26 protein-coding genes are annotated in these 24,187 nt (G+C 45.4%); 5 read left to right on the top strand and 21 right to left on the bottom strand.

Annotation, left to right across the window (positions count from 1 at the left end):
- The first annotated feature begins 11 nt into the window (after nucleotides 1–11).
- From OEL83_11395 to OEL83_11385, 3 genes are all read left to right on the top strand, one after another.
- Nucleotides 12–1,043, top strand: a complete 1,032-nt coding sequence (locus OEL83_11395; protein MDK9707642.1) for a hypothetical protein — start codon at nucleotides 12–14, stop codon at nucleotides 1,041–1,043.
- Nucleotides 1,044–1,203: 160 nt separating this feature from the next.
- Nucleotides 1,204–1,479 carry a type II toxin-antitoxin system Phd/YefM family antitoxin gene (locus OEL83_11390; GenBank protein ID MDK9707641.1) on the top strand — a complete coding sequence of 92 codons (276 nt, stop codon included), beginning with the start codon at nucleotides 1,204–1,206 and terminating at the stop codon, nucleotides 1,477–1,479.
- Nucleotides 1,479–1,805: a type II toxin-antitoxin system RelE/ParE family toxin gene (locus OEL83_11385; protein MDK9707640.1), complete on the top strand. Its 327-nt coding sequence runs from the start codon at nucleotides 1,479–1,481 to the stop codon at nucleotides 1,803–1,805. The genes OEL83_11390 and OEL83_11385 overlap by 1 nt, the downstream gene beginning before the upstream one ends.
- Before the next feature lie 293 nt (nucleotides 1,806–2,098).
- On the opposite strand, the gene OEL83_11380 is transcribed toward OEL83_11385, so the two are convergent.
- From OEL83_11380 to OEL83_11290, 19 genes are all read right to left on the bottom strand, one after another.
- A complete protein-coding gene (locus tag OEL83_11380) occupies nucleotides 2,099–5,077 on the bottom strand; it encodes a conjugal transfer protein TraG N-terminal domain-containing protein (protein MDK9707639.1) in 2,979 nt (992 codons plus the stop codon).
- Nucleotides 5,078–5,120: 43 nt separating this feature from the next.
- Nucleotides 5,121–5,726, bottom strand: a complete 606-nt coding sequence (locus OEL83_11375; GenBank protein ID MDK9707638.1) for a hypothetical protein — start codon at nucleotides 5,724–5,726, stop codon at nucleotides 5,121–5,123.
- 22 nt (nucleotides 5,727–5,748) lie between these two features.
- The gene (locus tag OEL83_11370; GenBank protein MDK9707637.1) at nucleotides 5,749–7,191 is read right to left on the bottom strand and encodes a conjugal transfer protein TraH; all 1,443 of its coding nucleotides are present in this window, start codon (nucleotides 7,189–7,191) and stop codon (nucleotides 5,749–5,751) included.
- Complete coding sequence (locus OEL83_11365) at nucleotides 7,188–8,042, bottom strand: conjugal transfer protein TraF (protein MDK9707636.1); 855 nt, start codon at nucleotides 8,040–8,042, stop codon at nucleotides 7,188–7,190. Before OEL83_11365 ends, OEL83_11370 begins: the two co-directional genes overlap by 4 nt.
- Nucleotides 8,043–8,116: 74 nt before the next feature.
- Nucleotides 8,117–8,644, bottom strand: coding sequence for a S26 family signal peptidase (locus OEL83_11360; protein MDK9707635.1), 528 nt, complete (start codon nucleotides 8,642–8,644; stop codon nucleotides 8,117–8,119).
- The gene (locus OEL83_11355; protein ID MDK9707634.1) at nucleotides 8,637–9,059 is read right to left on the bottom strand and encodes a hypothetical protein; all 423 of its coding nucleotides are present in this window, start codon (nucleotides 9,057–9,059) and stop codon (nucleotides 8,637–8,639) included. The genes OEL83_11360 and OEL83_11355 overlap by 8 nt, the downstream gene beginning before the upstream one ends.
- Before the next feature lie 454 nt (nucleotides 9,060–9,513).
- Nucleotides 9,514–10,347, bottom strand: a complete 834-nt coding sequence (trfA, locus tag OEL83_11350) for a plasmid replication initiator TrfA (GenBank protein ID MDK9707633.1) — start codon at nucleotides 10,345–10,347, stop codon at nucleotides 9,514–9,516.
- A 222-nt stretch (nucleotides 10,348–10,569) separates the two neighbouring features.
- Nucleotides 10,570–11,397 (bottom strand): type-F conjugative transfer system pilin assembly protein TrbC, encoded by an 828-nt coding sequence (locus OEL83_11345; GenBank protein MDK9707632.1) that lies wholly within the window; start codon nucleotides 11,395–11,397, stop codon nucleotides 10,570–10,572.
- Nucleotide 11,398: 1 nt separating this feature from the next.
- A complete protein-coding gene (locus OEL83_11340) occupies nucleotides 11,399–12,334 on the bottom strand; it encodes a TraU family protein (GenBank protein ID MDK9707631.1) in 936 nt (311 codons plus the stop codon).
- Nucleotides 12,315–12,926: a hypothetical protein gene (locus OEL83_11335; protein MDK9707630.1), complete on the bottom strand. Its 612-nt coding sequence runs from the start codon at nucleotides 12,924–12,926 to the stop codon at nucleotides 12,315–12,317. Before OEL83_11335 ends, OEL83_11340 begins: the two co-directional genes overlap by 20 nt.
- Nucleotides 12,913–15,459: a TraC family protein gene (locus OEL83_11330; GenBank protein ID MDK9707629.1), complete on the bottom strand. Its 2,547-nt coding sequence runs from the start codon at nucleotides 15,457–15,459 to the stop codon at nucleotides 12,913–12,915. The genes OEL83_11335 and OEL83_11330 overlap by 14 nt, the downstream gene beginning before the upstream one ends.
- Nucleotides 15,456–15,953: a type IV conjugative transfer system lipoprotein TraV gene (traV, locus tag OEL83_11325; protein ID MDK9707628.1), complete on the bottom strand. Its 498-nt coding sequence runs from the start codon at nucleotides 15,951–15,953 to the stop codon at nucleotides 15,456–15,458. Before traV ends, OEL83_11330 begins: the two co-directional genes overlap by 4 nt.
- Nucleotides 15,950–17,185 (bottom strand): TraB/VirB10 family protein, encoded by a 1,236-nt coding sequence (locus OEL83_11320; protein MDK9707627.1) that lies wholly within the window; start codon nucleotides 17,183–17,185, stop codon nucleotides 15,950–15,952. Before OEL83_11320 ends, traV begins: the two co-directional genes overlap by 4 nt.
- Nucleotides 17,182–17,997, bottom strand: coding sequence for a type-F conjugative transfer system secretin TraK (locus OEL83_11315; GenBank protein ID MDK9707626.1), 816 nt, complete (start codon nucleotides 17,995–17,997; stop codon nucleotides 17,182–17,184). Before OEL83_11315 ends, OEL83_11320 begins: the two co-directional genes overlap by 4 nt.
- Entirely contained in the window at nucleotides 17,994–18,653 is a 660-nt protein-coding gene (locus tag OEL83_11310) for a type IV conjugative transfer system protein TraE (GenBank protein ID MDK9707625.1), read from the bottom strand. Before OEL83_11310 ends, OEL83_11315 begins: the two co-directional genes overlap by 4 nt.
- Complete coding sequence (gene traL, locus OEL83_11305; GenBank protein ID MDK9707624.1) at nucleotides 18,650–18,919, bottom strand: type IV conjugative transfer system protein TraL; 270 nt, start codon at nucleotides 18,917–18,919, stop codon at nucleotides 18,650–18,652. The genes OEL83_11310 and traL overlap by 4 nt, the downstream gene beginning before the upstream one ends.
- Before the next feature lie 17 nt (nucleotides 18,920–18,936).
- Complete coding sequence (locus tag OEL83_11300; GenBank protein ID MDK9707623.1) at nucleotides 18,937–19,230, bottom strand: hypothetical protein; 294 nt, start codon at nucleotides 19,228–19,230, stop codon at nucleotides 18,937–18,939.
- A 45-nt stretch (nucleotides 19,231–19,275) separates the two neighbouring features.
- Nucleotides 19,276–19,899, bottom strand: coding sequence for an OmpA family protein (locus OEL83_11295; protein MDK9707622.1), 624 nt, complete (start codon nucleotides 19,897–19,899; stop codon nucleotides 19,276–19,278).
- On the bottom strand, nucleotides 19,877–20,347 hold the full coding sequence (locus OEL83_11290; GenBank protein MDK9707621.1) for a hypothetical protein: 471 nt from the start codon (nucleotides 20,345–20,347) through the stop codon (nucleotides 19,877–19,879). The genes OEL83_11295 and OEL83_11290 overlap by 23 nt, the downstream gene beginning before the upstream one ends.
- Nucleotides 20,348–21,258: 911 nt before the next feature.
- Between OEL83_11290 and OEL83_11285 the strand changes: the two genes are divergently transcribed.
- Nucleotides 21,259–22,056: a LexA family transcriptional regulator gene (locus OEL83_11285; protein MDK9707620.1), complete on the top strand. Its 798-nt coding sequence runs from the start codon at nucleotides 21,259–21,261 to the stop codon at nucleotides 22,054–22,056.
- A 359-nt stretch (nucleotides 22,057–22,415) separates the two neighbouring features.
- Here OEL83_11285 and OEL83_11280 read toward each other — a convergent pair whose 3' ends face one another.
- Nucleotides 22,416–22,640, bottom strand: coding sequence for an HU family DNA-binding protein (locus OEL83_11280; GenBank protein MDK9707619.1), 225 nt, complete (start codon nucleotides 22,638–22,640; stop codon nucleotides 22,416–22,418).
- 635 nt (nucleotides 22,641–23,275) lie between these two features.
- On the opposite strand from OEL83_11280, the gene OEL83_11275 reads away from it, so the two are divergent.
- Nucleotides 23,276–23,620, top strand: a complete 345-nt coding sequence (locus OEL83_11275; GenBank protein ID MDK9707618.1) for a hypothetical protein — start codon at nucleotides 23,276–23,278, stop codon at nucleotides 23,618–23,620.
- Nucleotides 23,621–23,756: 136 nt separating this feature from the next.
- On the opposite strand, the gene OEL83_11270 is transcribed toward OEL83_11275, so the two are convergent.
- Entirely contained in the window at nucleotides 23,757–24,173 is a 417-nt protein-coding gene (locus tag OEL83_11270) for a secondary thiamine-phosphate synthase enzyme YjbQ (protein ID MDK9707617.1), read from the bottom strand.
- Nucleotides 24,174–24,187: the final 14 nt, after the last annotated feature.

The following is a 24,187-nucleotide window of genomic DNA, read 5'->3' as shown; positions in this document are numbered from 1 at the left end:
AGGAGAACGAAATGATCGAACTCAGCAGAAATGATTTGGTTTTCACATTTCCCGAAGTACATCCGGACGCGCAACTCAGGATAACATTTCAGCGAACATTGCGAATCCCTGATGATGGTCGCACTTATCCACTCCCCCCAGGCCTTGGCTCTTTTCCCTTGAGACATGTCGATGATTTCGCCAAGACCATTCCTGAGAACTGGATCACACACGGTGGAGTCATGTTCCCGATGTACCAATCAGAAGCTCTCTGGATCAACTTCAACTCAAAATACCTTGACCGACACAGGACCAGTTATCCATTCGCCGTTAAAATCGCTACAGGCAAAATCAATGCAGTCACCGGTGAAACATGGCAATACAACGTCAACCGTGGTCCCCAAGATTACATTGTGGTTCCAACACAACCCTGGCTTGACGGGTATTGCATCAAAAAGGGAATCATACGACAATTTGTAGCCATGCCTCTTGGATCTGGTTATTCGGCTGAAGAACAAATTACTGGTTCTGCCGAGCACGGTGGGCTTCAAGTCGCCGTATTTCCCATGGAGAGATCTGTTTTTAAGAAACGCTTTCCAAAGAGAAAGTTAGAACAACTTCACCGTAACGCAATGTATTCACCATGCTTCTCAATGTGTGAACCTTCACCAGATATGGGACTTGCCCCCGGTGGGCGAATGAAACAGGAAATTTTTAAAGATCCCTTTGATTTCAGAGACTGGGATACCGGTAACAGCAACAGAAGTTTCATCCATCTGGCAAACTCAATGGTTTGGCGGTCAATCACTGGAGAAACACCACCCACGATCCCGTTCACCTCAAAAGAGTATGCAAGGGCAGGACTTCCCTGGTTTGATTACTATGATGACAAAGCTAAACCTCTAAACGGGTCAGAAAAATTGAACGGAATGAAAAGCGTTGTCGAAATGGGGAAAGTGAAAGGCGATAATCCATTACCGGAAAACGAGTCCGTCATCACCGATAAAATGATTGATCTTCGTAAGAATTTAGCCAAAGATGAGGTGAGAGAAGGTATTTTTTAACTCAAGCTTTTTTCAGGCATGATAGTCAGTTGGTCTCAGTAAGTTACTGGCAGTGCAGCAAGCAGTTAAATGCTGGGACAACCTGACTTCAAACACACCCACCCCTTGACAGTAGACCTAATTCAAGACTATATTTAGTCTACACTCAACGGAGGCAAACATGAAATTATCCACCCGTATAAAGCCAATCAGCTACCTCAAAGCTCATGCAGCAGAAATCGTTCGTAACATGGGAAAAGAGCGTGAACCTATGATTATTACCCAGAACGGCGAAGCCAAATTGGTTCTCCAGGATATAGAGAGTTACGAGCAGACACAAGAGACGATGGCTCTGCTAAAAATCTTAGCACTGGGTTGTCGCCAAATAGAAGAAGGAAAAACCCAGCCAGCAACCGCGGTGATTAAAAAGTTGCGTGAACGCCCGGACTTCCGCTGATGTCCTTTTCCGTGCTCTTGACCGATGATGCCGTTCGTGATCTCGAAGAACTTTACGACTGCATTGACCACCATGATGTTCCTGGTAAAGCTGATTATGTTCTGGAACAAATTGAGAAGGTGTTCAGCAGCCTATCCGAAAATCCTCGACGTGGAGTGTACCCGAACGAGCTGGTATCAATCGGCATTAAGGAATATCGTGAGATATTTTTTAAACCGTACCGGATTATTTACCGGATTATAGAGAAAAATGTCTTTGTGCTTCTGATCGTTGATGGTCGTCGTAATATGCAAGCGCTTTTACAACGGCGATTATTGCAGGCGTAAATTGTGAGGGTGGCAGCATGACTATCTATAGTTTTTTTAGAAAATGGGTTAATGACAAGATGTATTCTTTAAAACTGAAAAAGCCTCCATGTCATCCTCAATCGAAAAAACCTCTTTGGATACCTCAGTGGACAAAGCCAGTTAAACGAGATGATTCCCATTATGTTTTTGATCCCGACTGGAATTATGATATAAATTACTCTGATTTAATAGGTAATCTCAATTACCATTACAAAACATATGACGATTAGGCGATCCTTACGGGCTACTTCGTTCTCTTTTTCTCAAAAAGACTATTCAACGGATCCTGTTTTAGGCAGCATTCTGAATTCTTCAAAATCTTTATTACGTGAATCTCGAAGATCTTCCATGTCTCTAAGAGTTACATTGCCTTCTTCTTGTGGAGTTACTATAGGATCATGATTATCGCCAGGGTGGCCACTAAAACTACCTGAGTTAATACTATCCGTTCGGCTACCGGCGACAGTTGCCCCTGGCGCTACCTGACCTTGAACATTGGCCATTCCTCCGCCGACCTCACTTCTGGTTGCATTAATAGTAGCATTTGCCTGAGCTTGTCCGTCACCCCACGTATAATTTCCACTATTTAGGAATCTTTGTTGATGGTCTTGTAATTGATTCAGGCCAGCCGCTCCACCTGTAGCCATATGATTCAGGGCGGCACCTGCTTTGTCGATATTTTCAGGGCTACTTGAACCGTAGCGATCACTTGCATACCAGCCAACGAAGGCAGTTGTAGCATCGGTCCCTGTAGTTTCGGTTGTACGGGTCATATTGCTGGCCTCTTTCATATATGAAGCTGCTTCGGTCGCACCAATCCTGCTTGCTAAATTTGTTGCAAATTGAAGCCCCTTACTATCACCAAAGGTTTCTGTGATAGCTCTTTCACGCATCGTGCTTTCAGCCTCTTTTATTGAATTAGCTGTCGATTCATCGACTGAAAAAGACAATACTTTACCTTCGTCGCCAGTCGCTGTCATAGTATACCTACCACCTGATTCAGCTTTTATTCCGATATTTAATCCAGCGCCTCCACTCCCAAAGGTTTGTATTTGCTCTTGTTGGCCTTGAGTCAGTTTATTAACGAAACTGGATTTATCATTGAGTACCCTTCCCCATTCGGCACCTGCAACGTTAGCCAGTTTATCACTATAGGCACGGGACTCGGCACTGGTATGACCATCAGTTTGCAGCTGGCTCCTCATCTTGTCCCAACTCTCATTTGTACCAAGGGCATGAGCGGCCTTTTCTGTATTGATATGTGCGTTCTGTTCTGCAAGAGCCATGGGAGACATCCCATTTATACTGGCTGAGGTGAGATTGGTGCCGCCATGACCGTCCGAAGTAAAACTCCCTTTACCCCATGCGCCGTTAAGATTCTGTACACCTGCCCCACCAGCCCCAAAGGTTGTACCTGCCATTGTAGAACCACTTGGCATGACAGCATTCGTTTTGCCCTGGGTCGCTTGTCCGTCAGGGGCAAGAGAAACCGATGCTTGACCGGCTGCTGTTCCTGCCTGTTGGTTAAAGCTATGCTTCATCTCTGCATAGTCGGCATCCGAAGTCCCTTGTGGGATTTGCCCTGATTGTTCTAATGCTCTCCTGGCGTTCATAGAGGAATTGTACCCACCAACCGGACTATGGACACTATTGAAAGCCTCTGCCGAGGCCATGTTGGAAAACCTATGCTGTGGCATACCTTCCAAATTCCCTGACGCTTTAAGCTGCTGACTCATGGCCGCTGAAGTGCCTTCCGGAGTCATCAAGGCTCCGGCGGCTCCACCTGCACCGCTTACCGCACCGCTCAAGCTCCCGGCCATCATTGCCAGGGCATGACCACCGAATTTAATCAGCATCATGGTGAAGAGACTTGCCAGCATGATACCCGACGAGCGGATAATGCCGAACATGCTCAGCATCTTTTCAGATAATGAAGGAAAAGCAGCCATCGAATAAACGCCTAAAGATGACTGGCGCATCTCTTCAAAGGCGTATTGTGCGTAATCCATTGCCGCAGTATGAACCACTGCATCAGTGATGCCCCAGATGGTGAGGAAACAGAAAAAGCCGAACATGGCTGAAAGGGCCTTGCCGACTACGGGTGTCGGCAGGAATAAGGCCAGGAACGGAATCATGCCAATGGCAATGGCAGTCATGATCGCCTTGATAATCGGTATCCATTCGTTCATGGCAATACCAATACCAACACCTTGCGAGGTGATCTTCCGGTTTGCCTCCATGAGCATTGCAGTTTCTACATCATCCTGATAGTAGAAAGTATAAAGAATTTCTGAGATTTGTCGTTGCTGGATGAGCTTCTCCGGTACGACAGTATTCCCCGTTGTGAATCTCAAGGTGCTGGTAATGAGGTCTTTACAGGTAGTATATTCAAGAGCATTGCCCGAATCAAAAGAAGCCTTGCCGCAGGTCTTCCTGAGTGCTTCCGCATAATTAGTGGTATTTTGAAAAATTGGCCGGATAAGGTTCCATGCTTCGGTACAGGTTTTTGTTACACCGGCTGGTTCAGTCGAATCATAATAAACTGTATAGATTGCAGGGTGTACAGCCTTGCCAAGTTCAGTCAAGAAATCGGTGGTGTCGTTGCGGAGAGTATCAAGAGATAAAGTCGTTCCAGGCCGCATCAGTTCAAAAGTCACACAATCCTTGGTATAGCGTATCAGACTTGTTCTGAGGTGGTTATCTTTGATGTATGAGTTTCTAACCGACTCCAAGGTTTTGAAACCTATGCCACCAGCACCTCTGGAATATTCTGAATCGGGAGCGGAGGCTGTATCAATAATCTCAACCAGCCCTCTTTCGATTTTGTTCAGTACACCGGCAGTAAAGACAACAGCATCAGGGATTCCACCAATGGTCTGAAATCTATTGAGCGTTGGGTCATAAACCGTGATATTCCCCTTGGGAACAAACAGGCCAAAATAGAGAATTATCCCGAAGAAAACAGGTACTGTCCAGATTAAAGGGGTGGCTTTCCCGCCACTAGACACCTGGACTAGCCACGATATGGCCCCTGCAAGAAAGCCCATAACCGTCACTACTGCAAATAAACCAATGTATCCGGCATCACTGAAGATCAGGGCCAGTCGGGTAAAGGCTTGGGTAATCGGGCCAAAACCGCCGTAGGTATAGTATTCCATGTCCATAGCAAAGGCCGGAGTGACATAGAATATGGTTGCAGCCAGAGATACCAGACACGAAATGGCAGGGAATTTGACAGGAGTTTCTTTCATTGGATTCAACTATTGTAATGGCCAGATACTTTTCTAAGAGTGGTCATTTTGCACCGTAATTACGGTTATAGTAGGCCCTGACATCCTCCTCATTGCTAATTACTCCTCCTTTTTCATCTTTCATATTTCTTGCACCAACGATATCAACCTTCTCTTCCAACACCTGATTTTCAGCAAAAATGTACGCCTTGGCGAGTTCGGCGGTATTATCGTGAAAAGTTGGTTGCTGGCCCACAACCGGCCTTGTCCCTGCCCGGTCTTGGCGGTATTCGGCATACTCTGCGGCCTGTCCGAACATCTGGTTTTGCATGTCAGTCACTGCTTGCTGACATGCCTGTTGCTCCGCGGGGTCTGATTGTGAGCACTCCTGGGATTTTTGATTTATAGCAGCTTGCTGGTTTGCCTGATTTTGTTGTTGTGCCTGATCTTCTTGATTTTTTTGGCTGTCCCATGCTCGTTGATCGGCAATCGCTTGATTGTATGCCGCTAAATCAGCCAGGTATTGATTATATTCAGCCTTTCGACCTTCAAAATACTGCCGCATCTGTGGGGTTGTCGTTTGCCCTTTCTGAAAATTCGGATTTTCGCCAAAACTAAGGATGGGAACTGTGGATGCTAAAATTAAAAAAAGAAAAATTGATTTTTTCATATTTCCATTCTCCTGTCGGGGTTCAATTCGATTGAAACCTTGAGAGCACATTCTTCCCAAACCTCTGGGTGACTTCTTTGTTCATCCGGCTTTCAAGGTCTTGCATGTGATCCAGATAGCTTAAAATGGCATTCATTTCTGATGTCGAGGCGATATAACTGGCTTTGGCCCCTTCTTTTAACTGTTGGATTTTCTCCAACATGAGGGAAAGGTCCTGGCTGGCATTTTCCGCAAAAATAACAGCGGCACAAGTGTCTGGGCTACCAGACGACCCCGAAGCCTTTTTTTCCAAAACTTCTCTGGCTTTTCTGGCAATCATTTCCGCCCGAATATACAAATCCGAGATCATTTGCAGGCTGTAAGCAGAAGCGGTTATGTCGGCCAAGCCGCTTATGGTTGCACCTTCCGTCCTGGTGCCAACGGCACTTTTGAGAATAGGCAATGGAGACAACGGATTAGAGTCGATAAAAGCTATCTCCGTCGCTGTGTATGTGCCTTTGGTGCGTAATTTGTCGGCTAAACTCATCAACTGAGTTCTGACATACGCTCCCATATCCTTATTGCCATCAGTAACCTGCGAACATTGGCCGGCTGAGCTTTTGAGGTAAATATCACCATTGGCAATGGATTTGATCGAATCAGTGTTATTTTCTGAACAGGGCGGCATGTAAGAAATTTTATATGCCTCAGCCGCACCCGACAATTTGAGATCACCAACCAGACCACGAATGAGATCAATATGAGGCCCGGGTATAGACATTTTGGCTCCAACATTTGCGAGCATCGAATCACCGTTTAAAAACAAATCCAGCACATCTGCGTTACATCCCGAGGTTACAGCGGATACATCACCAGATGAGACCGCACCTCCGCTTGCTTGTTCTGCTGTTGTCAGGTCTGTCCACATTTCCGATACACCGCTGACTAATTTATTTTCTTTGACCGCAGTACCGAGTCTTTCCTTCATTTCTTCACCGGAACGAACACCATTCTCGTCGGCGACAATTCCTACCAATGATTTAGCTGCTGCACATTCGTCTATCTGCATCTGGTTGAGTGCGTCAGATAGAGCCTCAAAGTTTTTAATTGTGTTGGAGCATTGCTCACAGAGAGTTTTAAGTGCCAGGTCGAAGGCCACCCCTGCGGCATTTGACAAGATGGCCTGGAGCTTATCACCCAGATAATCAGAATCCATAAACGAGAAACCGCCCATAAACACATCAATACCACCGCAGCCGCTCTTTACTTTTGGCATTTCGAGAGTAACCGGATAATCGGCGGTACTTTTCCAGCGACCGGAAAAACTGCCGGCGGAATAATATCCCCGCTGTTGCCCCTCAAAATAACCGGACTGAGTTGTGTTGCTCTGTTGCAACCAATCATCCACCCAACCAGCCACTGCAACCTGGACTGATATTGGACATAGCAAACTCACGAATAAAGCTAAGATCATCTTTTTCATCATCTTTCCCTCCAGGGCTGTTCTTCCGTCTCTAAAATTGCACCCGGGTCAAGTGCGCCGCCTTTTTGATAATCATACGTCTGGAAGGTATCTATGTTTGTTTCCCCGCCCATATAACGGATGGCCTGATACAGTTTCCGCTCCATTTCCGATAGGGCCACTACCCCGACTGCTATCGGCATGGATTGTTCTGTTCCGTTTTTGATGAGAACCAAGGTTGGAGTGGTAGTGATGTTAAACCGTGCCGCCAAAGTGCTGTGCCGGCCGATATCAATGGGTTTTATCTGCCAGCCGTATTTTTCTATAAAATAAGTAAGAATTGCCGCCTGCTTATCACAGAATCCGCAGCCCTGGCCTACAAAAAACAGCAAGGCATGATTTTCACGAGCAGCCAGAATGGTGCCCGATATTTCCTTTTGTTGCTCCTGTACCCTGGCCGATATACCGGGTGTCGTAGTCGGATAAACCTGATTGATATTGAATTTATCACTGTATTTTTGAGTGACGAATTTTGAGGCATTGGCATAAGCCAGAGCCTTCCGGCGAGCCACATCCTGCATGATAAGATATTCCAGAATATTCTTCTCATTCGGGGTTTGTACCGCTTTTTTCTGCACTCCATTCAACAGCCCTTGAAATTCGTCTGGATGTAAATTCCAAATTTCTTTGATGGTGTACTTGTCCATCGACGGATTTTTCTTCTCAAATGCCTTTGGTCCGGCCTCACGTGTTATGGTTGAGCTATGGTTATCAGATTCCTCCGCTACTCCTGGGGGCGGGTCGTGATACCAGAACCAACCTTCTTTGGCGGTTTTATAGAAAACTGGTTCCGGCGAAAGAACCTCTTCGGCCAAGGCCTTTGTCGTCATGGTGATGACCAGAAGTAAGCAACATAGCCAACTACCAATAATCCTGTTACCAAAGCCGGTTACCAAAGCGGTAAAGCCTTATGAAGAATTTTGCCTGCATCAACAAAGCCAAAATATTTGCTGTCGTAACTGCGGGGGTTCGTGCCGATCATGAAGAAGTTTTTTTCTGGTATAATCCCTGAATATTGAAATTGAGGCAAAGGACGCTTGAGGCTATCAGCTTCCAACGCCTTGCCGACAAAAACACCCTCACAGAAAAATTGGCCTTGGACGTCACGGGTAAGCGTTTCACCTGGAGCGCAACCAACTTTTTTTATCAGCTTATCGAGTCTGTTGTTCAACATTGGCTTGGCATGTTTTCCCACTTCTTCTTTGTCTTCTTGAAAAACGAGATAATCGCCATTTTTGATTTTTTCCTGATTGAACCCGGTCATGAAAAAAAGCCGATGGTCGAGCGAATCGCTGAGTGCGACAATGAGCCGTCCAGGCAGGAATGACCCCAGCAACATGGCAGCGAGAAAAACCATTGCCACCGTTTTTTCCCAGCGAGTCAACCCGAAGAAAAAACCAGCCAACCGGCTACTCATGAGAAATCTCATTACCATTTCGCATCACCACATCTTTCAAAAGTATGACATGCCGGCTCTTGTCCGCTTTTGCACTCAGAAGAGCTTCTGTCCTGTCCAAGTTTGATTTGAATTGCTCTTCTGTCATTTCACCTGCTTTTATCAAAGCCGTTTGCTCCCGCAGATAGCCACTCAGGTCAAAGGTCAAAATCTTCTGGGCAAGGAAATGGTCGTATCCCCAGATCGCACCACCAACGATCAGAATCGTGATGACAATTATTTCCAGATAGCCGGGAGTTGTTTTTGGAGTTTCTGCTCCTGGTGCTTTTGCTGTTAGTTTTTTTTCTTCACCAGGAGTTTTTGTCGTTTTTTCTGTCATGCTTTCTTCTTTTCTTTTTAATAATCTTTTAAGAACTTTTGCTGACTTTAACTTCACAAAATATCATGTCGTTTTATGGCTTTTTTTTGATTGTTAAAAAAATAAGATTGCTACCGCTATGCCATGGTCGTGCTACCGTTATGCCATACTCATTGCTACCGCTATGCCATACCTTGCTACCGCTATGCCATACCCTTGCTACCGCTATGCCATACCCTTGCTACCGCTATGCCATGCCTTTGCTACCGCTATGCCATACCTTTGCGGCCACTATCCCATGCCTTTGCGACCGTTATGCCATACCCTTGCGACCGTTATGCCATACCCCTTGCGACCGCTATGCCATACCCCTTGCTACCGCTACGCCATACTCATTGCTACCGCTATGCCATACCCACTGCTACCGCTATGCCATACCCACTGCTACCGCTATGCCATACCCCTTGCTACCGCTATGCCATACCCACTGCTACCGCTATGCCATACTCATTGCTACCGCTATGCCATACCCTTAAACTGGTTTTTCTATGACTTTTTTGGTCTGAAAACGAACGATATGAATCTTGTCTTCGTTATCTATTGTCCAGGATTTTAGAGCTCCAACTTCTACAAGATTATCAAGTGATCGTCGCAAAGCTGCTCGAAAATTGCTTAACCTACCGCAACTTGAACCACTCAATTCTAATAATTTGGACACCTGCATAGGGAAAATGGTTTGCATGCTATTGTAAAAACCATGCAACCATTTTGATAAATTATTGGTCAGCGATACCCGCTGTTCCCATTGCACAGATGTCCATCCTCGCTCAAACAGTGCACCTAAACTACCGTTTAAGCGAAGTGAATATGTTTCTGTTTTGTAATCGTAGTAGAAATCGTGTATTAACGAGCCGCCGTACATTTTCCGCTTTCCTGTATATGCATCAGGGACTTCGATATACACCATATTTGCAGCCAAACGATCAATGACACCCATCAACCATTTTTCACCGGAACCACCGACACTCTTACCGGTAGCCGCCAAAAAGCCATTCATCGAAAAGCGCACGGCATTTCCCGGCTGGATATTTTTTTTGTCTGTCGTTAAATGAATAGCGTGAAGAAAAACATCAAGATCACTCTGGTCGAGTTGCTCGCCGGTGTACCAGATTTCTATTCCATTGAGCGACGCAACTTTCTGTTGTTTTACATATTTTCGCGTTCCTTTTTCTATCAAACCAAACAGGGCCGATTGCAGACAACTGTTTGGTGCCACATGCTCAACATTGGCATGAACGGGCAAAGTCGGGAGTTGCTGGTCTTCGAGATTATCAGGTAGCATTTGCAGAGATTTACTTTTGGTCATAGCTTTTCTTCTTAGCATCCGGAAGATGCGCTAAATGACTCAAAATTGATTTTCATTGGTTAGCCGTTACATTCCTCGCCTCAAGGAAAAGCCGAATCGTCCTGGGCCTATTTTGTCTCTTCACAGCCACTGCGTGTGGTCCGATAATGGCAGAATCTCCGCTGTGAACCAGAGCTTTGACATCTTGCTCTAATCGTAGAGGTCTTTTTAATTCAAACTGACTTAGCGGTTTCCCCTGACCTTGGCTATAAAAGCAGTTAAACTTGGGCTTTTGGCTTCCTGATTAACTTTTTCCAAGAGGGTAACAATGCCCACATCGCCATGAATTTGAAAAATCTCATCGCCTCGTTCATAGACCAGGGCTGGAACTTCGGTGATGCTGTACTGATTAAAGAGTGCGGGTTTGATCGAAATAGCCGGTTTAATCAGGTCACATGGCTCTTCCGGGGTCTTTTCGCAGGTGGTATCTTTTTTCAGAACCTTGCTCCACCATTTTACTCTCTCTTTTTTGTTCTCTTTACCCAGACCGCCTACCATTCCCTTCATGACCGGCACGACCTCAGGCAGTCCATCGAGAGAGGCCATGTACCCCTGAAACGATGCCTCTGGGATGGAGCTGGACAGGAAGAGATAAACTTTTTCAGTCTCAAGAAGGATGCCTTTTGCTTCCTGTTCCTTTTGTTTGTTTTTCCCGCTTTCAGGTATAAACAAATTTACCTGCCTGTTGAACTCATCTGCTATTTTCTGCTGAAATTCGGGCTTCCTGAAATCAGCATTGGTCTTTTGGGCTGCTTTTATTCCTGCCTCTTTATGGATATTTTCAGGAATAGTCATGGTCTTAGCCAGCTCTCTTGCCGTATCCATAGCATTCCTGGTTGCTTTGTCGTCAATTACAGCCTGTGCCCTGGGATTTTCCAAGAGATCAGGAGGCAAAGCAGGGACAGTCTTGTCAGAACAAGGGCATGCATCGCCTTGCACCGCTAAAGCAGATAAAGCCGATAAGCCGACAACCAATCCGGCCAGCATGATGATACTTATTTGTCTTTGCATATCATTCGCAGCAAGTGCAACAGAGTACCTTCCTGAACACCACCCAGAGAAATTCATCATTTGATCCCTTTACTCCCTCATAGGGTGGATTGAGACCGGAATCATACGTCTTGGCTGCTTGGCCAATAGGATAAGTGGCCCGAAGATCGGGCCTGGCGGTGTGCATTTTGTAATGGCTCTTTGTCCAGATCGGCGTGTACTCGCAGCCACAATACAAATACGGATCGCAAAGCATAAACAGACGGTTCAGCTTGAAGATCAGCCGTGACGCTGCGGTATTACTGGCCTGAACAATATTGTCGTTGTCCACATGGCCGCTTACGGGATATGTTGACCCGCTGCTTCCAATACACCAGGGCATGTAATCGAGCGGGTATCCCGAATTTGCTGCCGTAGCATCGGTCATACAAAGCAACTGCATGGCTTTATTGGCAAATAATGCAACTTCCGGAGTGATAGTGGCCGCAAGTTCATCACTTTGCCACATTGAATCATATTCAGTCCACCAACCTCCCGTGTCGTCATTTTCACAAGGGTTTCCATCCAGCATCGAAAAAATAAACGCATGTGCCTGGAAGAAGGTTGATTCATCGGCAATAGATACGGCATCCGAAGATTTGTTCTTTCCGCCTAATTCGTCAGCAATCGTACCCTCGGCATCACCACCAGAACCTGAAAACGGTGAATAATTGGCCACTGAAACCGTATCTATGAATAAAGATGGGTCCCAATATTCATAAATTTCACCTTCCTCGTAAAAAACTGGTGGAGGTCTTGGGCAGATGCAAATACCTAAAAACTTAAATTCCACATCATCCCAGTTGATATCCGAACCAGCGTTGAAGGAATCGCCTTTTTTAATGATGCCAGCAAAGGATGGAAACGCAGAAAACAACAGCACTAAGACCAGCAGGTATTTATTTGTACATCGATCCATCGATCTTTATCTCCTGCACCATCATTTTTTTACCATTTTGGGTGATCACACAAGGAACAGCGGCTAATTGCAGACGGTCAGCTATGGTTTTTGTCAGATAAAAAACGGGCCTGTTTAATTGCTTTATCAAGGGGGCGGCAAGTCCTGCGGAAATCAGCAATTTCTGTTGACGATTCTTGTTATAGGGTGACTTCACAAACCACTCCACTTGCTTTACGTCCTCGCTATTAATGACCACCAAGCCATCAGGTAGAGAAACATAATCCAAAGGGTTCCAGGTAAGCCCTCGCTGGTACATGATCTCCCCATTTTCACCAAGGATGTCGTGATCTAAGGTGTAGGTCATATCGACGAAAAAGGTCCGATCTCTGCCTGCTGCAGGCAGGGCATGGATGTCTTTTGCTTTGTAGTTCTGCCTGTTCTCCTCCATGACCTTTGCCATCTTTTCATAGTCAATACTCGCCTTGATCTCTTCAACCAGGTCAGGCTCCACTATGGGATAGGTCATCCCGACGGTGCCAAGATTTTTTCCATAGGCAAGAGAAGCCGACAGAAGGCCAATAATGAGAATGAAAAACTTACAGTTTCCCATTTTTCCGCAACTCGACCATTTCCAGGATGGCCTCATGATAGGTCATGCCGGACGTAACTCTCTCTTCGATCATGGCGATTTCAGAAGCCTTTGAGGTGTAAATAAAATAGGCGTAATCGTTTACTATCAAACGAGCCGGGCCAATTCCAAAGGGTGTGTCAAAGAAGATTTCTGAGTAGTACGGAGGGTTGGATTTGATACTTTTCAGGAGCTTCATGGAAAAATCATCGTAATCAATCAATTTCAGGTCGAGCGCTTTGTCAAAAGCAGGAGATTCCAAAAAGATTTTGAAGGCCGAGTTGTCTTTGATTACAGTTCCAACCTCACCGAATTGGTCCAGATCAAGAATAGACTGGGTGATAATCATGAAACTACCGGAGTATTTTCTGGCTCTGCGGTAGCCCTCATTGACAACCGGAGCAAGCATTGAGGACTTATCGAGAAACTGCCATGCTTCATCAAAAATAATCAGCCGATGCCGTGACCGATCTGAGAGATAGAGGTCTTGAGTTACGGCATTGATAATGAGCATGGTAACAATCTTGTAGAGATCAGGTTTTACCTTCAGGTTTTCCAGCTCAAGGACAACAAACTGATCATTGCGAATATCAAAGGTGCTGGGGCCGCAAAAGAATTTTCCGTAAAAGCCATACGATGTGAAGTTCATGAGGAGAAAGCCTAACTTCCTTGCTTTCTCGATTAAATTTTTATTCTCATCATATTCTTTATGTTGTTCCATACCGGGACCAGTCGGAAATAATTTCATAAATTCCCAGACCGTATTGGCATCAGCTGCTTGTCCTTTTTGATGCCATGCCCAATTTACCGCCCAATAAAATAAATTTATTTCCTCTATATCCTCACATCCTGTTTTTGAGTTGGCGTAGGCCATTTGCCCGAATACGGTTGCAATCGCCGACAATTCTTCCTCCGGCTCGATAATATTTGTAAAGGGATTGAGGCATATATTTGAATCAGGACTGAAATCCAGATACCTTGCACCCAGCATATCAGCCATTTTTTTGTAGGAACCACCAATGTCAATGATGCGGATTATGGACCCGCAAGCGTAATAATTAAAGGCTATGAAGTTGACCAAGAATGACTTGCCGGAACCAGATGTAGCGCAGCAAAAGCAATTAAAGTTGGTTGCCCCTTTTGCGAAAAAGTCGAGCGAAATCAACTGCCCTTTTCGGCCGGTGAAAATAAGATTCGGGATGCCGCCGGAACCGACAAAATCGCCCTGAACCGGCAGCAATGGGGTAATTGAAGGTACTGATGCAGTAAAATCACGCTCCAGATTTTCTATGTTCTTACCGCCCGTGTAGAGACAAAGAGGAAAAGACGAGATAAACAGAATTTTCAGGATCATGTTGTCCCTTTGCATCACATAACCGTTGTTCTCCCACAACCGTCTGACCCTGACACATGAATCTCTGGCATTTTCTACATCGTCCGAAAAAACCCAGAAAACGGGAATGATCTTGAGAAATTTTACACCATGTTCCAGATCATCGGCGGCCTCTACGTGTTCCGCTTGCTTGCGGTAAAGAAGAGTAGATAATGAACCAACGCCTTTCTGATTGAGCATAAGATTTGTTTTTGCGTGGATTGTTACATCTATCCCCTTCTGAAAGACGATATTGAAGCAATAGAGAAAATCAGTCTTGATCTGGTCAGCATCCGAGACAATGCCCCATATCCCGCCAAACAGGGAGTTGGTCTGCATCGGGTCAACTTCTTTGGGAAAACTCTTTGGGGTCGTGCAACACCAGTATTTATCTCCAGCCTGAATATAATCGCTCCCTTCCTTGATAACGGTATCCGCATTGATAATCTGTTTCAGAATTGGAATATCAGGGCTGTAGGAATTGAAGTTATGCTCTGGATAATCCTTGGGGTAGGTATTGAGCAGGCGCCGCAGCCATTCCATAAGACTGCCTGGCGGCAGGTTTCTCGGGTAAAGCTGGGCCGCTCTCAAGGTCTCGTTGATCTGCCGCTTGATGTCCTGTAACGGTGCAATCTTCTTTTTATCACCCAATTCTTCTGGTTTTGGCATACCAGACGCATCCCCAGGGACTTTAACCGCTACAAACAGCCGGAAATTTCTGACTGGAATAAAGCTACATGCCTCCAGCCCCTTTTTCCCTTCGAGTAAAAATTCAGTGACTCGTTCGGTATTGGTGACAATTATCGGTTCTGTTCTGGTCCGGCTTTTTCGATACGCATCTATGATCGGTTCTATGTGCGAATCAGCATGTAAAATAAACTGAATATTAGTGCCATAAGGCATCCCCGCCCTGAAAATACCCTCAAGTGAGTTCATGGCCTTTTCCCCGGCGTAGGTAAGCGGTGAACACTCCCATATTATCCCAAAGGTGCTGTCCTGATTCACATAGATTTCATGCTCCTGGTCGTAGGCGACATAGTTCAGGAAGGCAGAAAAAGGATGCCGCCTGGTCAACTTGGCAATATCGCTGTGTTTCAGGTATTCTGTGTTGCCGTAGAGAAGCCGCTTACAAAAATCTATCATTGTACTGCCTTTGCCTTTTCGCTTATATCTGTCAGCACCCACCCAGATTCTTTCAGCTTCAAATAGACATAGCGAGTCATAAACAGTTCGTCGTTCTCTCCTTTGTACGGCAGCATCAGTACCCGCATGATCTTGGGTGGTTCAAGCATTGGCTTGTCCGGTTCCTGCATGAGTTCGGTAAGTGCCTTGTAACGGCTATTCTGAGCAGTGAGCTGGTTGATGTTGGTCCTTATACCTGAATCAGCGGTTGTAGCCGGTGGACAGGGAATAGTGTCACCACTTACGTTCGTGCAGCTTGTCTCGCCTGCATTATCAACATCAGGGAACCTGGCCTCCTTGTAAGCCGATGACGTATCAATACACTTACCGGCATCATCTCTCGTGCGGCATTTGAAGTTTTCCTCATAGGGATTGACAAGCTCTCCCAGTAGCCCACCACAACCTGACAGGGGGATCAGAAGCAATAACGGCAGAATGACATTGTGTAATTTCATAAGGATTCATCTCTTTTGTAGTCTTTAATCTCCAGTTCTTTGCCTTCCGAGACAATAACCGTAACCTTCTTGGTAGCAGCCACTTCAATAACTGGAGTCGTTTGTTTTGCTAATTCCATATAAAAATTCTGCAGGGTGTTTGCTCCCTCTGACAGTCCACCGCCGACGGCATATTTGCCGAGCTGCGAGGAATCAATAATTTGGGTTGTTCCCAGGACAGATGTTGAGGTTGAGGAGGCCGCCGCTTTTAATGCGTCGCCGGCCCCGCCAAAAATTCCGGCAATGATCGCCCTGGCAGTTGCAGCGCCCATCCGGGAAACTACTCGGCCGGAGAGGCCAACCTTGGAGTCGGAATCAGTTACAAAACCTTTGAGAGGGGTATCAATAATGGCACTGCCTTCGTTGGAGAGACATGAAAGTGAGACTAAGCGCACATCTGCTCGTTCTTTATCCAACCTGCCTACGGCCTCGGCCATAACAAAACAGCCGGACAGGTTGGCCTTGATGTCATTTGGCAGCACTGCCGGGGTCTGGATACGGAGCAAAAGAGGTTCGGAGTTGCCCCCCTTGGCACCGCTCGAAGTAGCAGCATCGAAACCTGTCAAAAGTCTCGCCTCCATAAAAGATGGAGGAAGATAGACCGTCCGACCTTTTTTTTTATCGTCATCTTGAGGAAGAGCCGCGGCTTGGTTTGAAATCACTGAAATCTTGCCGACGATCCTCCTTTCCTGCTTTTGGTTTCCACGACCACGGCTACTCCCCCCAGGTGATGGCCCCAGATCACGACCACCTGATGATGGTTGACTATTGTGAAACACCGGCATTCCCTGTTCATCAAGCACTTGTTTTCCATTTGCCCCAAGTACTGGTATAGGTATGGGTTTTCCAACAGATAATTGTTCAGGCGTGGGGATAACTAATTTGCTTTCTGCATCTTTTTTTTTCTTCTCTTCAATAGCCAAAAAATCGGTCTGGCTTTTTGTCAGATCGGTCATGCCCTTTCTCAGAGCATCAATCTGCCGACCCTGTTCCTTGAGCATGGTCTTTTCAATCATGTCAGGGTCAAGGTGAATGGTCCTGTTTTTTTCTGTCCCCGCAACATCCATGCTTTTTTTAGCGCGGGAATTATAACCAGTAACAGCGATTCCCATAACAATGAGACCGACTGCCGACCAGACTAAAACCTTTTTATTTCGTGGCGTCAGGTTGTTGAACCTTTCTTTCAGGGTCATTGCGCTTGCTCCCGTTTTTCAACCACAAACACCCTGGTCACCTCACCGGTGTTCAGAACCTGATCTTCTATTGCCACGGCCAGGATGGCGTCACTGATAAAAAGTGACAGAAAGGTTTTCTCTTTTAATTCCATGGTTTCATCCCACTTAGAGGCCACCTTGAATTGCTTCAATCGCAATCCTATCCCTTCCACATCCACGGTCTGGATCAGGTTGACACTGAGATCACCACAGAGGGGAATCAGAGTGTCGGCATTTGAGACCTTGTAGCTGGATGGATAGCCGCCTTCATAACCTTCCTTGATGATTTGCAAGACCTGTTTTTCCAAAGGCATGTTTTTGTAATGGTCGATATTCTTTTTCAAAACATCCTTAGTCGGTGCGGCCAGATGCAGGGTTACGGATGAGGTTGAGTGAGGTTCGGCAATCAGGGTGTAAACTGCCCCATTGCAGACAATAAATAGTTCGCTCGGTGTCTCAGCATAGGACAGTTGTCCGTCCAGCTCCTCGGCCTTGAATTTGATAAAGGCACTATTGCCGGAAAAATGACCAGTTACGCCCTTTTCTTCCGAGTAAATCAAATCACTCATCGGCCCGGAACAGACAATCCGGTTGATGTCACGATTGGACAACTGCACGATGCTTGGCATATCAGGGGAAATGAATTTGACAGTCGTGACCTTCTCAAAATGATCATTGGTCTTAGTTGAAAGTTTCAGGGGTTTTGGCTCCCTTATAACCGGTGCTTCTTCTGCCTGCACCGACGAGGCAGCGAGTAGCAAGCACAGGCTTATCTGAATAATTATCTTCATTTCGTTTCCACCTCCGCGTGCTTATCCATCTTCATTTTTGCATCTGCTCTTTTTTTGAGCTGTTCTTCTGTTTCTTTTTCTGCTTTCTGTGCGTCTATGTCTGCTCTAAGATTTTTCTCCTTAAACTCGCTAATCTCAAAACGACCGTCACGGATGCGATACGCGACCACAAAGGTTTTGGCGGCCTTTTCGAGTTTTGTATCTCCAGCAAACTGCACTACATTCCCAAACATCTCTATAGTGCCTTCGACTATAGTGATTTTCTCCATGTAAAATGTCGAACTCACTTGCGATTCTTCAATACGACCCGCCAAGGAGTACCAGCTTTTTGAGGCTTCCGGATAGGCTTCGGAGGTGTAGAGAGAGAGCAGATCATCAAACTGCCCTCTTGCCGTGGGCGGGGAGTAGGTAGTTGCCAGGTTGACAATCTTTCTGCTCATATCCTTGATGTAAGCCTTGGTAGGCTTGCCCTGGACGAACTCAATTGTGCCGGTCATAGCGGGTGGAATCAGCACAACACGTTGATATTTAACCGCCCGATACACCATAAGGGAGTTGAAGCAGACGGCTACGGCCATTGCCCCGACAGCAAATTTAAGCAGTCGGTTTTCAACAAACAAATTGCTGGTTTTTTGGACGAAAATGTCTGCTTTCACTCGTTAAACTCCTGCTGGAAGTAGTCGGGATAGTTGTTCATCTTGACCAAGCCAAAGACATACAGGACATGCTTCAAGAATCCCCGTGCCTGAGATCGTTTGATTTTGGTGTAGGAATATTGAAATACCAGGAAGATAAGCCACATGAACTTACCGTAGAGTAGTGACAGGGTAAGAAAGAAGAGGAACAGGACCAACTCATCCACCTCAAACCACAGCACTTGAAACGGTTTAGACAGATATTGCGGAAACTTTCTGGCAATCATTGCTCATAGCCTCCTCGTTAGACGATTACAGCGCCGATAGACTGGACAACGGTATCAGCGGAAAGCAGAAATGCACCCCCAAGGACAACGCCTGCCGCAGGAAGAATCATCTGCCGGATAGCAAGGATGGCTGCAAAAGCCATAGAAGCAACACCAGCGACAAATCCAATAGGGCCGAGCAAAATCTGAGTTACCGCAATATCGTACAGATCATAGGCAAACGAACCAGCCGCCGGAGTTGTCATAGCGAAGACACTGACTGTCTGGAGCAGTAAAACGGTTAAAAAGGCCAAAAAAGTTACTTTTTTCATGATGACTTTTCCTTTTGTTGCTGTTGTTGCACGATCTTGTGCCTTTCAGTTTTTCGTGAGTTTTATCTCTACCCTTCGGTTGCTTTCAGGGCTGCTACTGTCAATCATCCCTTTTCCTTCCGCCAAGGCCACCTTGAAACCATTTCTTCGAAGCATGGTGGCAACAGCCTCGGCTCGAGACCTGGAAAGCTTCACGTTCTGGCTTTCGATTCCAATCGAACAGGTATAGCCGGTGAGATACAGAGGACAGGCGGCACAACAATCCCGCAAATCCATCAGAAGTTTGTTGCCGGCATCCGGGGACAAGTTGGCGCTGCCCAGGTCAAAATAAACCACAGGGAACGGACGGCTTTTCGGTTCAGCGTAAAAAGATGGGAGGCTTGCAATGATGAAAGTTTGATGGATGGGAATTTGTACAGGTGTGTTCATGGCAGGTGGGTAACTGAAAAAATCCTGCCGGATTTCAAGCCCCCAAGCCGGACGACAAACCGAACTGATGGCGATGAAAAATACCCCTACAATCCGGAAGGTTTTTTGAATTTGTTTTTTGGCCTGAGTCATCATTTCTGTCGCATTAAAGAAACTACCGTTTCTTTCTCTTTGTTTATGTTTTGTCGCACAGTTTTCAGGGTTGATTTGCAATTGCTCATGCGCTTTTCCCGAGGGCATTGTTGGACATATCCATGCCCTCAGGTTGCTCTTCAATCAGCTCCTTTTGCACTTGTCTTTCTTTGGCTCTGTGGGCTCTCTTTCGTACCCGGTACAATTTTCTAATGTCGAAAACTGACATCCTAAACCGGAAGGTTAACTCAATTTCTGCTATCAGATTTTCCATAAAAAGACGTTTGTCTGGCGCAAGGTTCATGAACCTGGAAAACGCATAGCGTTCCCATTTTGTTTCCAGGTCACAGGTGGCAATGAGTGCTCTTCGATATTTTATGTTTTTCTGACTCAACTGAGGTCTCAGAAAATCATGCAGTCCCCAAAGGTTTTCCAGTAGTTTCAGAGCGATTAAATCGTTAGCCGAGAGCGGGTCGCTTATTGTTTTTATCCTTTCCATCCAGCGTAGTGTTTTCAGCGGAAGCTTAGAGGTTTTCGCATATTCTTTGATTTTCATATCCCTCTATTCTCCTGATAGTATTTGACAATATCCTTCTGACCGATTGGATATGAATCCCAAAATGGTTGGCAATAGTGTAAAAGCTGACGGGTTTTGGTTGTGAAAGAATCCACAGGGAAACCAGCCTTTGTCGACCAGTGAGTACAGACAATGCCTCAGCAATGACTGAGTCATCGATATCAGAAGAATCGTTCCGGTCGGGGGATTGTTCGTTTTGAATTGCCACGGTTGCCTGTTGTCCGTTAACTAAGGCAACACCAGCGGCCATCCGGATACATCTGGTGCGAAAAACAGTACGGAAATACTTGCTCGTTAAGGACAAATCCTTGTTTTGATCGATTAGGGCCGAGATTACCTGATACACAGCAAGTTTGGCCTCTCCGGCCAAGTCACTTGAGTCGCATGACATATACCGATGATATGGTGCGGCTATGTACCATATCAACATCCTGTTCGCGCTCACCCAGGATTGAGCCAGTTGCCAGATGTTTTGTTTATTTGGGTTAACAGAACACATTTCGATTAACCTAAGTATTCCATTGAGATAGATTCCATTAATGCTTCATCCTCACTCTCTGTGAGATACGACCTCAAGTAGGCTTGTGCAAGCAGTTGATAAAGTGACTCTCCAGTTGATATCGCTGACGACTCAAACGGTATTTGCTTTTTTAGTGACAAATCTTTAGCCTTTGTTTTCGAAAGCAATCGTCACCACAATTGCAGATCACGTATCATTTGCGGGGACATGCCAAAAAATTTACACAATGTAAACACAAGCCAGTAAATCCACAATAAATGTACGTTTAATGGAGTATAGGCACATTTATACACATATTGTGATTTTATTGTAAACAAAAATCTTCACATTAGTTGTTTATTTTTATCCGCAGAATGTGTATAATCCGCAGATGGAAAATAACAAATCTGACATAATGGAAATTTTCAGCATCGCAACCATGCATATCTTATCCGCCAAAGGAATAAAGCAAAACGCGATAGCTAAAAAGCTCAACATGGGGCCAACTACTCTGAATAATTATATAAATGGGAGGAGGCAAGGAAGTGAATCTACGCGAAGAAGGATTGCAGATCAACTTGGTTGGAATTATGAAAAGCTGCTAGAGCTTGGTCAATGGATACTCAGAGGGAATCCTCCCGAGAAATTTTATCCACCGCTTGTGCATTCTACAAAACAAGACCTTTCCGAATCAATGAGTGACGCCGCTTCGTCCTCAAAAGTCTCAGGCGCCAAAACAAATCGACCTGATTATGCAATTCCTCAGAACACAGCAAATTTTATTTCTGTTCCCAAATTTGCAGCACAGCTACCAGTCGATCAAGGTTCTTTTCCAGATACAGACCTTGTTGAATCAGACATGATGTTCCACAAAAACTTCCTGATGAAGTATGGAAACCCTGATCAAATGGCACTATTTGAGGTTACAGGTAATTCTATGAAACCATTTTTATATAATGGAGATGTCGTCCTAGTTAATTTATCAAAAAATAATATCACCGACATTATTGATGGTAAGGCATATGCGTTTCGTGAAAATCGTACTGTCAAGGTTAAAAGGCTATCGCTCCAAGGAACTACATTAATTGTGACAAGTGAAAATTCGCTCCTTTATCCACCATACATCGTTGACACAGGCAACTTCAGCATGATTGGCGAAGTTTTATGGGTAGGACACGAGGTCAATTAAAGGTTTTCTATGCCAGCAATGCCAGCAACACTCTGAGAAAAAGCTAAAGGCTCTGGCCGTGGGAATCTTCGAGGTATACGAGAAGTTCAAAGATTGGTTGAGTGATCCTGGGGTGATTAGACTTCATGGAATGGATCGAGAGGGAAATTGAAGAACGGACGAAGAATATTTGGGATACGATTGTTGATCCAAGAGATGATGAGCTTTTGCGGTTGAAAATGTTGTGAATGATCTCCGTGAACGGCAACATCAGGTCTTCGCAAATGTAACCAATCATTTGGAGGGTTCTGCGCCTCGGACGATAGAGAAGATCAAAGCGCTTCTGTAGATCGCGGGAGATCATTGACTCCTAACGAAAATCAACCCTCATTAACCTTGCTTCGCAGAATCCCTGATGGATGAAAAGTCACAACTCTCCTGGCATCCAGTTCGAGATCTTCTCCTGTCTGCGGACTACGTCCACGGCGAGGCTTTTTGTCTCTGACGTTAAATTTCCCAAATCCGCTCAGCAGAAGATCAGAACCTTTCATAAGGGTATCTTTCGACAGTCGCAGAAATGCCTCTTTCTTAAGGCACAAAAACACTTGCCACAATACCAAAATCTTTAACCGCCCTGCCCTCGTGCGAAGTTAAACATTAGAAAGGCTATCTGCCTCACTCAAAAAAGCACGAATTCTCACTCTTTCCACGGTTGAATTTTCCGATAGTAAGATATTTGTAAGCTATGGAATTTATAATGGCCAGCAATGGGGAAACCATGAAGACCGAAAAACAGAAAGACTACGTTATCCATCGCTGGAATCTATGTGAAAGCAACGAAGGGATTCTGATGGCTGCGGAGTATTTCAAATTGAAGAGGAGCTATGAGAGCTGGTGGCGGTTCCTAGAACAACGACTGTCAACTTAACCCAAGAAAAAAGGCGTGCCATGACCAATGATCAACAACAGGACCTCTTAATTGAGTGGGACCTCTACCAACCTCAACAACAAGAGGCAATGATAACTGAATTCCGCAATTGCTTTCGTGGCAGTTACACTAAAACTGACCTCTTCGAGTTCCTCAAAAATAAGCTTCAAATTGAAGGATATTGGAGAAAAGTCGGTCTCGCCTGAGATGGATTTTCATTGACCACCAATGTAATCCATCTCAGACCAGTTATTGAACAGACACTTTACGGCAAGACAAATATTAGAGTTTCAACTACTGGAGGACGAAATAATGGAACAAAGAAGACATCAACGAACTGCAATGACCAATCTCTCTTTTGACGCTTTCGATGGTGTTGGCTTTTTTCGTGGCGATATTGCCGACGTCTCCCATCTTGGCATTTGCATGACCGATTTTCCCAGAAAATTGAAGTGTGAGGCGCGGTTGATAAATGTCATCATCTCCGGAGGAGGTGAACGATTCAAAATGCAGGTCATTCCCAAGTGGACCAGGGACAAAGGTTACGGGAAAACTCTTGGTGCCGAAATTCTAAGTCCACCATTAGGATGGGCGGAATTTATCATGAGCCTCGAACCTAAAAACGAAGCTGATGTCTGGGACATTATTCACCTTTGATGTATCGCAGATATATAGTCGTCGGAACTGAACTACAACCAACCATAAATTGGTGGGTCGGTTTTTTTGATTTTTTTTGACATCATTTCCAACACCTGGATTCGAAACTTTTAGGGAATTCTAAATATTGAAGCTCTCACTCTCCGATTATCTTTACAAGTACCCTTTTCTTCCTTTTGCCATCAAATTCGCCGTAAAATATTTGTTCCCAAGTACCAAAATCAAGTTTTCCTTCAGTTACAGCAACCACCACCTCACGGCCCATTATCTGGCGCTTCATATGGGCGTCGGCATTATCCTCATACCCGTTATGTCTGTACTGTTCAACTGGGGCATGGGGTGCAAGTTTTTCCAGCCACACCTCATAGTCATGGTGTAATCCAGACTCATCGTCATTGATAAAAACAGAGGCGGTTATGTGCATCGCATTGCAAAGGACCAAACCTTCAGTGATGCAGCTTTCTCGCAGGCATTCTTGAACCTGGGGCGTGATATTGATAAACCCTCTGCGGGTAGGGACTTCAAACCACAGCTCCTTTCTGTAACTTCTCATATTGGTCTCCTGTT

Origin of the sequence: Desulforhopalus sp. (assembly GCA_030247675.1) — a bacterium.
In the GTDB taxonomy this organism is placed as follows: Bacteria; Desulfobacterota; Desulfobulbia; order Desulfobulbales; family Desulfocapsaceae; genus Desulforhopalus_A.
Note: the sequence above shows the minus strand (reverse complement) of the source record. Positions and strands in the feature narration are given on the sequence as shown.

What these genes read in the sequence shown, in the direction of transcription:
- trfA (MDK9707633.1), bottom strand. Translation starts at nt 10,347, where the DNA reads ATGACCAAAAGTAAATCTCTGCAAATGCTACCTGATAATCTCGAAGAC.
- OEL83_11385 (MDK9707640.1), top strand. Translation starts at nt 1,479, where the DNA reads ATGTCCTTTTCCGTGCTCTTGACCGATGATGCCGTTCGTGATCTCGAA.
- traV (MDK9707628.1), bottom strand. Translation starts at nt 15,953, where the DNA reads ATGAAATTACACAATGTCATTCTGCCGTTATTGCTTCTGATCCCCCTG.
- OEL83_11360 (MDK9707635.1), bottom strand. Translation starts at nt 8,644, where the DNA reads ATGAGTAGCCGGTTGGCTGGTTTTTTCTTCGGGTTGACTCGCTGGGAA.
- OEL83_11390 (MDK9707641.1), top strand. Translation starts at nt 1,204, where the DNA reads ATGAAATTATCCACCCGTATAAAGCCAATCAGCTACCTCAAAGCTCAT.
- OEL83_11370 (MDK9707637.1), bottom strand. Translation starts at nt 7,191, where the DNA reads ATGATGAAAAAGATGATCTTAGCTTTATTCGTGAGTTTGCTATGTCCA.
- OEL83_11295 (MDK9707622.1), bottom strand. Translation starts at nt 19,899, where the DNA reads ATGCCCTCGGGAAAAGCGCATGAGCAATTGCAAATCAACCCTGAAAAC.
- OEL83_11335 (MDK9707630.1), bottom strand. Translation starts at nt 12,926, where the DNA reads ATGGGAAACTGTAAGTTTTTCATTCTCATTATTGGCCTTCTGTCGGCT.
- OEL83_11380 (MDK9707639.1), bottom strand. Translation starts at nt 5,077, where the DNA reads ATGAAAGAAACTCCTGTCAAATTCCCTGCCATTTCGTGTCTGGTATCT.
- OEL83_11275 (MDK9707618.1), top strand. Translation starts at nt 23,276, where the DNA reads ATGGAACAAAGAAGACATCAACGAACTGCAATGACCAATCTCTCTTTT.
- OEL83_11285 (MDK9707620.1), top strand. Translation starts at nt 21,259, where the DNA reads ATGGAAAATAACAAATCTGACATAATGGAAATTTTCAGCATCGCAACC.
- OEL83_11330 (MDK9707629.1), bottom strand. Translation starts at nt 15,459, where the DNA reads ATGATAGATTTTTGTAAGCGGCTTCTCTACGGCAACACAGAATACCTG.
- OEL83_11375 (MDK9707638.1), bottom strand. Translation starts at nt 5,726, where the DNA reads ATGAAAAAATCAATTTTTCTTTTTTTAATTTTAGCATCCACAGTTCCC.
- OEL83_11315 (MDK9707626.1), bottom strand. Translation starts at nt 17,997, where the DNA reads ATGAAGATAATTATTCAGATAAGCCTGTGCTTGCTACTCGCTGCCTCG.
- OEL83_11290 (MDK9707621.1), bottom strand. Translation starts at nt 20,347, where the DNA reads ATGAAAATCAAAGAATATGCGAAAACCTCTAAGCTTCCGCTGAAAACA.
- OEL83_11395 (MDK9707642.1), top strand. Translation starts at nt 12, where the DNA reads ATGATCGAACTCAGCAGAAATGATTTGGTTTTCACATTTCCCGAAGTA.
- OEL83_11345 (MDK9707632.1), bottom strand. Translation starts at nt 11,397, where the DNA reads ATGCAAAGACAAATAAGTATCATCATGCTGGCCGGATTGGTTGTCGGC.
- OEL83_11270 (MDK9707617.1), bottom strand. Translation starts at nt 24,173, where the DNA reads ATGAGAAGTTACAGAAAGGAGCTGTGGTTTGAAGTCCCTACCCGCAGA.
- OEL83_11300 (MDK9707623.1), bottom strand. Translation starts at nt 19,230, where the DNA reads ATGAAAAAAGTAACTTTTTTGGCCTTTTTAACCGTTTTACTGCTCCAG.
- OEL83_11340 (MDK9707631.1), bottom strand. Translation starts at nt 12,334, where the DNA reads ATGGATCGATGTACAAATAAATACCTGCTGGTCTTAGTGCTGTTGTTT.
- traL (MDK9707624.1), bottom strand. Translation starts at nt 18,919, where the DNA reads ATGATTGCCAGAAAGTTTCCGCAATATCTGTCTAAACCGTTTCAAGTG.
- OEL83_11320 (MDK9707627.1), bottom strand. Translation starts at nt 17,185, where the DNA reads ATGACCCTGAAAGAAAGGTTCAACAACCTGACGCCACGAAATAAAAAG.